Source organism: Frondihabitans peucedani, assembly GCF_039537585.1.
Classification (GTDB): Bacteria; Actinomycetota; Actinomycetes; order Actinomycetales; family Microbacteriaceae; genus Frondihabitans; species Frondihabitans peucedani.
Genome location: NZ_BAABAU010000003.1, coordinates 349,856 through 362,001 on the forward strand (window position 1 = coordinate 349,856; position 12,146 = coordinate 362,001).

Sequence of the window (12,146 nt, forward strand, 5' to 3'; positions counted from 1 at the left end):
GGGCCCCACCGCTGTGGGCAGGAATGCCTACACGGGTGCGACCAGATCCCCGTCGACCTCGGCCGCGATCCTGCTCGCCACGACCTCGCCCCGGCTCGCGCCGTCGGGCACGAAGACCTCGGTCCGGAAGTGCCAGTCGTCGTCGGCTCGTCCGAGGAGCCGCAGGATCTCGCTCCTCACCTCGATCCCCCGAGTGCGGAACACGGTGGCCAGGAGCGCCCCGTCAGCATCGACGATCTGGGTCGCGCCGTCGTCGAGCACCGAGCGGAGGCCGTAAGCCGGGTCGACGGCCGCCGCGCCTGTCACGACGTGGATCAGGTCGAGGGGCTGCGGGCTCATGATCGTCAGCTCGCGGACCACGGCAGGCCTCCCCGTGATCCTGCGGTGCCGTCGTCCTCGCGGCCGAGCGCTCGCAGGACGTCGGTCACGCCGAGGCTCTCGGCGAAGCGGCGGGCCTGCTCCCAGCTGCCGGCTCCGACGGCAGAGCCGGCACTCTCAGCGGCTCCGTCGCCGGTGAACGACGCGACCAGCGACGGAAGGCGAGGCTGACCAACGCGGAGCGCGCCGAAGCGCTCCTCGGCCTCTGCGAGGTCGATGCCGAGGTCGCGGACGGCGGCCGGTCCGAGGAGCACGGCGACCGGCACGGGCACCGCGATCTCGCCCGCGCGGAGCGTCAGGTCGGCGGGGGCCCTCTCGAGGAAGGCCGAGCCCAGGATCGCGACCGGCGCCCGGGCGATCCTGGCGAAGGCGTCGACCACGCGTCCCAGCGCCGGGCGGGCCTCCTGCTCGTCGCGTCCGAGCAGGATCCGCGCGCGGATCGTCTCGTCGACCCCCTTCGGCGACCGCTGGATGCTCGTGGTCGCGATCATCCCGGAGGCCGCGGCGACCACCAGTCGGCTGTCTCGCGGCATCCGGCCCCGGGCGAAGCGCGTGAGGTTCGCCCGGTTCCAGTGGAGTCCGGCGGGCTCGGTCGTGCTCCAGCCGACGGGCGGGGTGCCGGCGATGTCGGCGAGCTGCTCGAACGGACCGCCGAGGAGGGTCTGCTCGGTGGCCTGGCGGCGCACGCTCATCGAGACGGTCAGGACGAGGGGGTCGTCGATCCTGCCGAGCGGTGCCGGTGCGATCGAAACGCGCGCGCCTGGGCCGGGCTCCTCGAACGCCTCGCTGACCGAGCCGAGGACGCGGCCGGTCAGGCCGTCGACGTAGCTGCCACCGGGCTGCTCCGCGAGCCAGGCGCCCCCGGTGCGGGACACCATCTCGGCCAGCGGAGCGGTGATCCTGCCGGAGTCCGTCGTGAGGACGACCGGTCGGATGCCTGCGAGGGCGGCCTCGCGGAGGAAGTCTGCCCGGGCCTCGCCGAAGGAGGTCACGGCGGCTTCGGAGCGTGTGACGGCGATCCCGTCGACGAGGTCGTCGACGAGCGGGTGGGCGATGCGGAGCCCGCCCCCGGCCCCGGTGCTCACGAGCGGCTAGAAGTTCGGGATGCTGGAGGGGTCGATCTTCGACGGCGTGGTCGGAGCCTGCTGCTGCTCCTCGGCCTGCGCCTCCTCCATCGCCGCGACGAGGCCGCGGACGTCGTTGGCGAGCTGCTGCACGCCCTCCGGGAGCATCTCGAAGCCCTCGGTGCTGCCGGGGTTCACCACGAGGCCCGTCTCAGCGGGGATCGCCTGGACCAGCTCGGCCGCCGGCATCTGCACGGCGTAGGACGCGACCTCGGCCACCTGCTCGGGGATCCGGTCGATGTGGCTGAACACGGCCAGCATCGGGGTGCCCTCGCGGTCGAACAGCACGGGCTGGAGTTCGTTGAGGTCGTCGGTGACCTCGGTGGCCGTCGGGACGACGACGAGAGCGTTCACGAAGTGGCCGATGACGTCGTTCATGTCGCCCTGGCCCGCCTGCCCCTGCAGGATCGCGGTCTCGAGGGCGGTGGGCTCGCGGTCGGCGGCATCGGTGTCGACAGCCTCGGCGGGCGCTGCTGCGGTGGTCTCAGGAGCCTTGGCGTCGTCGGGCGTGGTGGTGTCGTCGGAGGAGGTCATCTCTCAACCCTGCCCGCTCAACCTCCGTGTGTGCTCCATCCCCGCGGCGTGTTCGGGGGACTCTTCCGAGCCCGGAGCGGCGACGAGGTGCCAGGCGCCGTCGGCGGCGGAGGTCTCGGCGGCCTCGACGACGCGGGCGGCCCGGAGCGCGTCGGCGACCGACGGCGCGACCTGCCGGGCGGTGGCCACCGACTCGAGGAACTGGTGCGCCTCGACGGTCTTGAGGTCGTCGAAGCCCATCGAGATGCCGGGGCCGGGCTGGAAGTGCGCGTAGTCGCCGTCGCCCGCCTGGGCGAGGACGGTGGTGTACCCGTGCACGTCTCCCCCGCGGCCGAGACAGACCTGGAGCTCGTTCATGGCGGCGAAGGTCCAGCGGAGCGACCCCTCGGTGCCGTACACCTCCAGCGCGTAGTCGGAGCGCGGGCCGACGGCCACGCGGCTGGCCTCGAGGAAGCCGACCGCGCGGGATCCTGCGAAGCGGACGAGCATCGAGGCGTAGTCCTCGTTCTCGACCGGCAGGAGAGGGTCGTCGGCCGAGGCCGTGACGTGGCCGACGGTGGCGCCGCTCGGCTTCGGCCGCTCGGGGATCACGGTCTGCGTGAGGGCGGTCACCTCGCCGACGGGTGCGACCAGGTGCGTGGCGAGGTCGATGCCGTGGGAGAGGAGGTCGCCGAGCACGCCCGACCCGGCCCTCGCCGTCTCGTAGCGCCAGGTGTGGGCGCCGAGCGGGTCGGCCGAGTAGTCGGCCAGCATCGAGACCTTGACGTTGGTGACCTCGCCGAGCCGTCCCTCGGCGATGAGCCGCCTGGCGTGCTGGACGGCGGGCGCCTGTCGGTAGGTGAAGCCGACGGCGGTGACGACGTCCGCCGCGAGCGCGGCCTCGACGATGTCCTGCGTCTCGCCGGCGTCTCGACCGGTGGGCTTCTCGATCCAGAACGGCTTGCCCGCGGCGGCGGCAGCGAGGGCGAACTCGCGGTGCAGGAAGTTCGGCGCGCAGATCGACACCACGTCGACCTCGGGATCGGCCAGCACCTCGCGGTAGTCGAGAGTCGCGCGCTCGTAGCCGAGCACGTCGACGGCGTGGTCGGCGTTCGCCTGGACGGAGTCGGCGGCGACGACGAGCCGCGGGGCGAAGGACGCCCCGGGATACGCGTACCGGATCGACGCGTACGCCTTGGAGTGGAGGCGGCCCATCCAGCCGACGCTGATGAGCCCGACACCGATGCTGCGCTTCGTCATGACTGGACTCTACTATGTCCTGACAAAGCGACATTGGTCACACCGGGCGAACCCGCAGCGTCGTCACCCCGCCGTCGACGAGGAGCGACGTGCCGGTCGTCGATCCTGCCAGCGGGCTCCCGAGGTAGGCGATCGCGTGCGCGATCTCCTCCGGGCTGACCATCCGTCCGGTCGCCTGCCGGGCGTCGAGGGCGGCGCGCTCGGCCACGGGGTCGTCGAACCGCTCCAGCATGCGGGCCACGAACGGCGTGTCGACCGTGCCCGGGCTGACGCAGTTGACCCGGATCCCCTCGCGCACGTGGTCTGTCGCCATCGCCAGGGTCAGCCCGTAGACAGCTCCCTTCGTGGCCGAGTAGAGCGCTCGGAGCGGGAGCCCGTTGAAGGCCGCGATCGAGCAGAGGTTCACCACGGCCGCGTGGTCCGAGGCCCGCAGGAGCGGCAGTGCAGCGGCGGTCACCCGGGCGATCCCGACGACGTTGACGTCGAGCACGCGCGTCCACTCCGACGACGGGTTCTGCTCGACGGTGCCGACCGCGCTGATGCCGGCGTTGTTGACGAGCACGTCGAGGCCGCCGAGCTCCTCGCGGACGGCGGCGAGCGCAGCGGCGACCGACTCGTCGGAGGTGACGTCGCAGGCGATGCCGACGAGACCGTCCGGCAGATCGACGGGCGCGAGGTCGAGGACGGCGACGCGCGCTCCCCTCGCCTGCAGCTCGAGGGCTGTCGCCCGACCGATGCCCGACGCCCCTCCCGTGACGGCGGCCCTCAGGCCGTCGTACTCGCCGGCGCTCATCGGGGGCCCGCCCCGTCGAGCGTCCGCTGCGTCGCCTGCACGGCCTGCATCGACTGCATCGCCTGCACGGCCTGCATCGCCTGCTCCGGCTGCACGGCCTGCTCGAACGCGTGCGTCGCCTCCCCCAGGCCCTCGATCGACAGGGTCACGACATCGCCGTCGCGGAGGTACGGGTGGTCGGGCAGCCCGAGGGCCACGCCGGCCGGTGTCCCGGTGTTGATGAGGTCTCCCGGCCGCAGCACCATGAACCGGCTGAGGTACCAGACGACGTGCTCCACGCCGAAGATCATGGTCGAGGTGGAGCCGCGCTGGCGCGAGACGCCGTTGACGGACAGCGTCATCGCCAGATCCTGCACGTCGTCGATCTGGTCGGCGGGGACGATCCACGGGCCCAGCGGGTTGAACGTCTCGCAGCTCTTGCCCTTGTCCCACTGGCCGCCGCGCTCGAGCTGGAACTCCCGCTCCGACACGTCGTGCGAGAGCACGTAGCCGGCGATGCAGGATCGCGCCTCCTCGGGCGACGCCAGATATCGGGCCTCCCGCCCGATGACCACGCCGAGCTCCACCTCCCAGTCGGTCTTCGTCGACCCCACCGGGATCAGCACCGGGTCGGACGGGCCGCCGATCGTCGACGGGTCCTTCAGGAAGACGACCGGCTCGTCGGGGATCGCCGCGCCGGTCTCCTCCGCATGGTCGCGGTAGTTGAGGCCGATGCAGACGATCTTGCCTGGGCGGGCGAGCGGGGCGCCGATCCGGCCCTCCACCTCGCCGAGGCTCGGCAGCCGCCCCTCCGCGAGCGCCCGCCGCGCCAGGGCGAACCCGCCCGCTGCGAAGAACGCAGGATCGGCGTCACCGGTCACGGCCCGCAGGTCGTGCGCCACCCCGTCGACCACGTACACCGGGATCTCCTCGCCGTGCTCACCGAGCCGCTGGATGCACTCCATGGCGCTGCCCCTCCCTGGGCCCCGCGGGGCCCGATAGATCTGATGAAAGCCGCCGCGCGGCTACAGTAACGACATGCAGGACGACGAGAGCCAGCCCGACGCGGGCACCGCACCGGCCGCTGCCGTCCGGTCGCAGACCGATGTCGTTGTCGGCGAGATCAAGGCGATGATCATCCGCGGCGACCTCCAGGCCGGATCGCGGCTGCCGGTCGAGAAGGAGCTGGCCACCGCCCTCGGCGTCTCGCGGAGCTCCCTCCGCGAGGGCGTGCGGGCGCTCGCGGTGCTCGGCGTGCTCGAGACGCGGCAGGGCGACGGCACGTACGTGACCAGCCTGGACGCGTCGATCCTGCTGGCCCCCCTGGGGTTCCTGGTCGACCTGCAGTCGCCCGACGAGAGCGAGAACCTGGCGTCGGTGCGTCGCGTCCTCGAGACGGAGGCGGCCGCGCGGGCGGCGCTCAGGATCTCCGACGAGGACGTCCGCGACGCCGAGGGCGTCCTGTCGTCGATAGACTCCTTCGTCGACGACCCGGGCTCGGCGGGCCGCGACGAGATCATGGACGCCGACATCGCGTTCCACCGGATCATCGCCCGCGCCTCCGGCAACCGGGCGCTCGAGGCGCTCATCGAGGCGTTCGCGAACCGGACGATCCGCACCCGCACCTGGCGGGCCATCACCGAGCAGGGCGTCGTCCCGCGGACGCACCGCGAGCACCACGACATCCTGCGCGCGGTCCGCTCCGGCGACCCCGACCGCGCGCGCCTCGCGATGGCCGTGCACCTGGTCGAGGTCGAGGACTTCATCGTGACCCACGAGACCGTGACGCCCGAGGCCGCGACGCCCGAGGCCTGAGAAGGGCGTCACGCCCCCTCGCGGAGGAACAGCTCGACCACCGGGATGGCGACGTCCGGTCGGACCACCGGCAGCTGCAGCGTGAGCGTCCCCGCCGGCTGCCCGCCCATGCCCGTCGTGAGCGCGGCCGTCTCGGGCGGGATCTCGCGGAAGGCGATCTCGGACGCGTCGTTCAGGAGCTGCGCGTAGGCGACCCTCCCGGCGAGCCCGGGCAGGTGGATGTGCTCGAACGGCCACGAGAACAGGTGGAGGTAGAGCCGGTCGCCGCGCTGCGTGTAGCGGGCGTCGACCGGGGTCTCGTAGGCGGAGGCCGAGGCGCCGTGGATCGAGCGCGCGTGCAGGTGCATCCAGCGGGCGAACTCCGCGAGGGCCCTGGTCGCCACGGCGTCGAGCTCGCCCCGCGCCGTCGGTCCGACGTTCAGCAGCATGTTGCCGTTCTTCGATACGCCGTCGATGAGCATCCGGATCATGAGCTCGGGCGCCTTGTGGTCGTGGTTGTCGCGGAAGTAGCCCCAGCTGCCGTTGATCGTCTGGCACGCCTCCCAGGGCACCTCGACCCCGTCGACGGTCATCGGCTCGGACGGCTGGTACTGCTCCGGCGTCACGATGTCGCCCGGGATCTCGAGGCGGTCGTTGACGACGATGCCCGGCTGCAGCTCGCGGGTCAGGGCCATCAGCTCGTCCGAGCCCCAGTCGTCCCGGCCCTTGCCGCCCCAGACGGGGTGGTGGTGGTCGTTCGCGTACGAGAAGTCGTAGAAGAGGTAGTCGATCCGGCCGTAGTCGGTGAGGAGCTCCCGGATCTGACCGTGCAGGTAGGCACGGTACCTCGCCATGTCGCGGCCGGCGTTCAGCCGCTCGATCTCCTCCGGCGGGTCGTCGCGGCGCGGGTGCCGGCCGTCGATGGTGAAGTCGGGGTGGTGCCAGTCGAGGAGCGAGTGGTAGAAGCCGACCTTCAGCCCCTCGCCGCGGACGGCGTCGACGAACTCGCGCACCAGGTCGCGGCCGGCGGGCGTGTTGGTCGCCTTGTAGTCGGTGAGGGCGGTGTCCCAGAGGCAGAAGCCCTCGTGGTGCTTCGTCGTCAGCACGACGTACTTCATGCCCGCGGCCTTCGCGGCCCGAGCCCACGACACGGGGTCGTAGAGGTCGGGGTCGAAGTACTCGGCGTAGCGCTCGTACTCCTCGGTCGGGGTCTTCTCGAAGTTCATCACCCACTCGTGCCGGGCGGCGAGGGCGTAGAGCCCCCAGTGGACGAACATGCCGAACCGGTCGTGGGTGAACCACGGGGCGATCGGTGAATCGGGTGCCATCACTTGCCTCCCAGGCCGCTGGAGAGCGCGATGCCGCGCACGAGGTACTTCTGGAGCAGGATCGCGAGACCCGCGGTCGGGACCATCGAGATGGTCGACGCGGCCATGATCAGCTGCCACTGCTTGCCGCCCTGACCGAGGAACGCGTTCAGCCCGAGCGGCACCGTCGTGTGCGCCGGGTCGTTCACGATGATGAGCGGCCAGAGGAAGCTGTTCCAGTAGTTGATGAAGGTGAACACGACGAGCACGGCGATCGTCGGGCGCACCACCGGCATGATGATGCCGAGCAGGATCCGCAGGTGCGAGGCGCCGTCGATCTTCCCGGCCTCCTCCAGCTCCATCGGCACGGTCAGCATCGCCTGCCGGAGGAGGAAGGTGCCGAACGCGGTGAATGCCCACGGCACGATGAGCGCCTGGTAGGAGTTGACCCAGCCGAGCTGCGTCATGAACAGGAACATCGGGATCACGACGACCTCCTGCGGCACCATCAGCGTGCCGAGGAAGACGAAGAAGATGCCCTCGCGGCCCCGGAACCTCAGGCGCGAGAACGCATACGCCGAGAGCACCGAGACCACGACGACGAGCGCCGTGCCCAGGATCGAGACGATGGCGCCGTTCACCATGTACTGCGCGAACGGGACGTAGCTCCAGACGTCGGCGTAGTTCTGCCAGCGCACCTCGCTGCCGATGAGGCGCGGCGGCGACGAGAAGACCTCGGCGCCCGGCTTGAGCGAGGTGGCGATCATCCAGATCAGCGGGATCAGGAACGCGATGACGAAGAGGGTGAGCAGGACCTGCGAGATCCAGCCGTTGCGCCGCTGCTTCCGCGCGATCGTGCTGAGGGAGACGGCGCCGCGCCGCACGGTCCTGTTGTCGGCGGCCAGCCCGCCGAGCCTCCGGGTGGCTGTCGGACTAGTCATAGTGCACCCACCGCTTCTGAGCCAGGAACACCAGGCCCGTGATGATCAGGATCATGATGAACAGCAGCACCCCGACGGCCGACGCGTAGCCGAGGTTGAAGTACTGGAAGCCCTGCCGGTAGAGGTACATCACCATCGTGGTCGTCGACGACGACGGCCCGCCGTTGGTCAGGATGAAGGGCTGGGCGAACACCTGGAACGACGTGATGAGGGTCATCGTCGCCCCGAAGAAGATCGACGGCGACATCAGCGGGAGCTTGATCGAGAAGTACCGCCGGATCGGCCCGGCGCCGTCGATCGCGGCGGAGTCGAGCAGGCTCTCCGGCACCGCCTGCAGAGCGGACGAGAAGATGAGCAGGTTGTAGCCGAACCCCTGCCAGAGCGACATGATGACGACGCTCAGCATCGCGGTCTGTGTGGAGCCGAGGAAGTTCGGGGCGCTGACCCCGAACAGCGACTGCCAGACGTTGTCGATCAGGCCGTTCGGGATCAGCATGATCTGCCACACCGCGGCGTTCGCGACCATCGGCGTCACCACGGGGATGAACAGGAGCACCCGGTAGACGTTCGCGCCCTTGACCCTCGGCGTGATCCACGCGGCGATCGCCAGCGACAGGGCCAGGTTCAGCGGCACGTAGGCGACCACGAAGATCAGCGTGTTCAGGACCGTCTTGAGGAACGCGGGATCCTGCGTCAACAGCCTCCGGAAGTTGTCGAGCCCCGTGAACGTCGGCGTGCCCGCGAGGGGCCAGACCGTGAACGCCACCAGGATCGACGCGACGATCGGGAACGCGGTGAAGACGGCGAACCCGCCGAGCGACGGCGCCAGGAAGGCCGCGGCCGCCGGGCCGTCGCCTCGTCTGCGTCGACGGCGCCTCGCCGGCCCGGGCGGGGCCGGGTCGAGGGCCGACGCCTCGCTCGTCCCTGGTCTGATCGCAACTGACATGACGCTCCTCCGCATCGCTCCCGGGCCGCCCGGGGATCCGAGCGGCCCGTCGTGCCCTACTGCCCGCTCGAGCTCTCGACGCCGTCGAGGAACGACTTCGCGCTCCCGTCGCCGTTGATCACCGAGATGGCGCCCTGCGAGTAGCTCAGGCCGACCTGGGTCCAGGTGGGAGTCGACCGGTACGGGACGCCGTTCTTGAGCGCCGCCTCGAGCGTCGACTGAGCGCCGTCGACGGCCGACTTGTACCAGGTCGACTGCTCGGCGGTGCGAGCCGGGAACGCGCGCCCCTGCTCACCGAGGTAGCCGAGGGCCTCCGGGCCGGTGATCACCGACAGCGCCTTCTCGGCCGCAGGGATGTTGCTGCACTTGTTGGTGATGCCGAAGCCCGAGCCGCCGACGGCGGTCGTGACGCCGTTGTCGCCGGCGGGGAGCGTGACGACGCCCACGTCGAACTTGGCCTGGGTCTTGGCGTTGATCATGTCCCAGGGGCCCGTGACGTACATCGCCGCGTTGCCGCCGAGGAACTGCGTCCCGTCGCTCGAGTCGGTGGCGAGAGGCGCTGCCACCTTCTCGGTGCTGACGAGGCCCGCGTACCACTTCATGGTCTTGACCTGCCCTGCAGAGGTGAGGTTGAGCTTGCCGCCGGCGGTCGCCGCCTGGTCGCCGCCGATCGTCGGACCCCACTGGTTCAGGGCGTCGATCTGGTTGCTGGCCGCGAAGCCGTACTTGCCGCCCGTCGTCAGCTTCTTGGCGTCCGTCAGGAACTCGTCGACCGTCCACCCGTTCTGCGGGGCGGCGAGACCGGCCGCCTTGAAGGCGTCCTTGTTGTAGAAGACCATGTACGGGCCGAGGTCGTAGGGGATGGCCTTCTGCTCCCCCTTCGACTGGAGCGCCTTGATGATCGACGGGTCGAAGTCGGACGTCGCGATCTTCGCCGTGCCGAGCGTCGAGGAGTCGAGGGTCTTGAAGTAGTTGGCGAACTGCTGCACGCGCGCCATCTGGAGGCCGGCGATGCAGGGGGCCCCGCTTCCGGCCAGCTGGGTCGGCAGCTTGGTCCAGTAGTCGGGCCAGGCCGCCGTCTGGAGCTTGACGGTGATCTTCGGGTCCTTCTCGTGGACGAGGTCGGCGACGTGCTTCCACGCCGCGGTCTCCGCCTCCGAGCCGGCCCAGACCGACCAGTTGACGACGGTGTTGCCGGACGAGTCCGTCCCGCCGGCATTCGACGACGAGCTGCAGGCGGCGAGCGGCAGGGCGAGAGCCGCCACTGCCACCAGACCGACGTATTTGCGTTTCACTGTTCCTCCTCATTGAGGTCGCCGGGGCCTGACCGCTGAAGCGCGGCTGGTTCCCGTGACGGTGAATCTGAAATCGATCAGATGATTTCACCATCATAGGAGTGGTATTGGCTCTGTCAATGGCTTCTGTCGCTTAATTCCTCGAAGACATCCGACGAATACCGGTCCGACTGGCTAGGATCGTCTCGACCACCCTCTCTAGTTGCGACAAGGATCGACGATGACCCGTTTCGACACCCCTCACCACCGCGAGCGCCTCGCCGAGATCGACGAGGTGATCGCCCGCGGCCCGCACAGCGCCGACTGGGCGTCCCTGCAGACCACCCCGCCGAGGTGGTACGTCGACGGCAAGTTCGGCATCTTCATCCACTGGGGCCCCTACGCGGTCCCCGCCTTCGGCAGCGAGTGGTACCCGCGGAACATGTACCGCCCCGGCATGCCGGAGTACGAGCACCACCGCGCCACCTACGGCGACCAGAAGGACTTCGGCTACAAGGACTTCATCCCCCAGTTCACCGCGCCGAGGTTCGATCCCGACGAGTGGGCGAGGCTGTTCCGGAAGGCCGGCGCCCAGTTCGTCGTCCCCGTCGCCGAGCACCACGACGGCTTCCCGATGTACGACTGCTCCTTCACGCGCTGGAACGCCGCCGCGATGGGGCCGCAGCGCGACGTCGTGGGCGAGCTCGCCCAGGCGGTCCGCGCCCAGTCGATGGTCTTCGGGGCGTCGTCCCACCGGGCGGAGCACTGGTTCTTCTTCAACGGCGGCGCGACGTTCGACTCGGACGTCACCGATCCCGAGTCGCTCGACCTCTACGGCCCCGCCATGCGCGAGGAGTCGCAGCCCTCCAACGAGTACCTCGAGGACTGGCTGGTGCGGACCGCCGAGCTCGTCGACCTCTACCGGCCGCAGCTGGTCTGGTTCGACTGGTGGATCGAGCAGCCTGCCTTCGCGCCCTACCTGCAGAGGTTCCTCGCGTACTACTACAACCGCGGTGTCGAGTGGGACCGCCCCGTCGCCGTCAACTACAAGTACGACGCCGTGCCTCCCGGGACGGCCGTGTTCGACGTCGAGCGCGGGCAGCTCGCCGAGACGCGCGCCGACTTCTGGCAGACCGACACCTCGGTGGCGAAGACGTCGTGGAGTCACATCGAGGGCCAGCAGTACAAGCGCGCGGACGACCTCATCGGCGACCTCGTCGACATCGTGAGCAAGAACGGCGCCCTGCTGCTCAACATCGGCCCGAAGGCGGACGGCTCCATCGCCGACGAGGAGGTCGAGCTCCTCGAGACCATCGGCGCCTGGCTGTCGCGGAACGGTGAGGCGATCTACGGCTCGCACCCCTGGCTCATCGCCGGCGAGGGGCCGACCCGCGTGGTCGAGGGCGAGTTCGCCGACACCGCCCGCGACCCGTTCACGCCGGACGACATCCGGTTCACGGCGGCGCGAGGCGACGTGTACGCGACCGTGCTGGCGCCGGTCGGCGAGACGGTGACCATCCGGTCGCTCGGGTCCGACTCCGGCCTGTTCCCCCGCGACATCCAGCGCATCGACCTGCTCGGCGTCGACGGGGAGGCCTCCTGGTCGCGGGCCGGCGACGCCGTGACGATCCAGGTGCCCGAGGAGGCGCGCGGCACGCTGGCGTCGTTCCGGGTGCGGCCCGTCCCGGTCGTCGAGAAGGCGCACCGCATCGGGCTGACGTCGGACCACGCGCTCGACTACGCCTGATCGTCGATGTGACGCATCCGTCCCTCTCCTCGGGAGGGGCGGATGCGTTGCTCTGGACTCTCAGCCTTCCCTTCCCCCCTCCGGCGTGTA

General features: G+C 70.3%; 12 protein-coding genes. 2 read left to right on the plus strand and 10 right to left on the minus strand.

Annotated elements, in window-relative coordinates:
• Positions 1-27: 27 nt before the first annotated feature.
• Genes ABD733_RS13075 through ABD733_RS13100 form a run of 6 tightly spaced genes read right to left on the minus strand, consistent with a single transcriptional unit; the run spans position 28 to position 5,012 of the window.
• On the minus strand, positions 28-339 hold the full coding sequence (locus tag ABD733_RS13075; RefSeq protein ID WP_344796897.1) for a hypothetical protein: 312 nt from the start codon (positions 337-339) through the stop codon (positions 28-30).
• 5 nt (positions 340-344) lie between these two features.
• Entirely contained in the window at positions 345-1,463 is a 1,119-nt protein-coding gene (locus tag ABD733_RS13080) for a DUF6177 family protein (RefSeq protein ID WP_344796899.1), read from the minus strand.
• Positions 1,464-1,469: 6 nt separating this feature from the next.
• Positions 1,470-2,036 carry an SseB family protein gene (locus tag ABD733_RS13085; RefSeq protein WP_344796901.1) on the minus strand — a complete coding sequence of 189 codons (567 nt, stop codon included), beginning with the start codon at positions 2,034-2,036 and terminating at the stop codon, positions 1,470-1,472.
• Positions 2,037-2,039: 3 nt separating this feature from the next.
• Complete coding sequence (locus ABD733_RS13090) at positions 2,040-3,275, minus strand: Gfo/Idh/MocA family protein (protein WP_344796903.1); 1,236 nt, start codon at positions 3,273-3,275, stop codon at positions 2,040-2,042.
• 37 nt (positions 3,276-3,312) lie between these two features.
• Positions 3,313-4,068: an SDR family NAD(P)-dependent oxidoreductase gene (locus ABD733_RS13095; RefSeq protein WP_344796905.1), complete on the minus strand. Its 756-nt coding sequence runs from the start codon at positions 4,066-4,068 to the stop codon at positions 3,313-3,315.
• Positions 4,065-5,012 carry a fumarylacetoacetate hydrolase family protein gene (locus tag ABD733_RS13100; RefSeq protein WP_344796907.1) on the minus strand — a complete coding sequence of 316 codons (948 nt, stop codon included), beginning with the start codon at positions 5,010-5,012 and terminating at the stop codon, positions 4,065-4,067. The genes ABD733_RS13095 and ABD733_RS13100 overlap by 4 nt, the downstream gene beginning before the upstream one ends.
• A gap of 73 nt (positions 5,013-5,085) precedes the next feature.
• Here ABD733_RS13100 and ABD733_RS13105 point away from each other — a divergent pair, with 73 nt between their 5' ends.
• A complete protein-coding gene (locus ABD733_RS13105; protein ID WP_344796909.1) occupies positions 5,086-5,862 on the plus strand; it encodes a FadR/GntR family transcriptional regulator in 777 nt (258 codons plus the stop codon).
• 8 nt (positions 5,863-5,870) lie between these two features.
• Here the strand turns inward: ABD733_RS13105 and ABD733_RS13110 are convergent, their stop codons facing one another.
• Genes ABD733_RS13110 through ABD733_RS13125 form a run of 4 tightly spaced genes read right to left on the minus strand, consistent with a single transcriptional unit; the run spans position 5,871 to position 10,330 of the window.
• A complete protein-coding gene (locus tag ABD733_RS13110; protein WP_344796911.1) occupies positions 5,871-7,169 on the minus strand; it encodes an alpha-L-fucosidase in 1,299 nt (432 codons plus the stop codon).
• Complete coding sequence (locus tag ABD733_RS13115; RefSeq protein ID WP_344796913.1) at positions 7,169-8,089, minus strand: carbohydrate ABC transporter permease; 921 nt, start codon at positions 8,087-8,089, stop codon at positions 7,169-7,171. Before ABD733_RS13115 ends, ABD733_RS13110 begins: the two co-directional genes overlap by 1 nt.
• Positions 8,082-9,035, minus strand: coding sequence for a carbohydrate ABC transporter permease (locus tag ABD733_RS13120; RefSeq protein ID WP_344796915.1), 954 nt, complete (start codon positions 9,033-9,035; stop codon positions 8,082-8,084). Before ABD733_RS13120 ends, ABD733_RS13115 begins: the two co-directional genes overlap by 8 nt.
• 56 nt (positions 9,036-9,091) lie before the next feature.
• Positions 9,092-10,330: an ABC transporter substrate-binding protein gene (locus ABD733_RS13125; protein WP_344796917.1), complete on the minus strand. Its 1,239-nt coding sequence runs from the start codon at positions 10,328-10,330 to the stop codon at positions 9,092-9,094.
• 220 nt (positions 10,331-10,550) lie between these two features.
• On the opposite strand from ABD733_RS13125, the gene ABD733_RS13130 reads away from it, so the two are divergent.
• Positions 10,551-12,056 (plus strand): alpha-L-fucosidase, encoded by a 1,506-nt coding sequence (locus tag ABD733_RS13130; protein ID WP_344796919.1) that lies wholly within the window; start codon positions 10,551-10,553, stop codon positions 12,054-12,056.
• Positions 12,057-12,146: the final 90 nt, after the last annotated feature.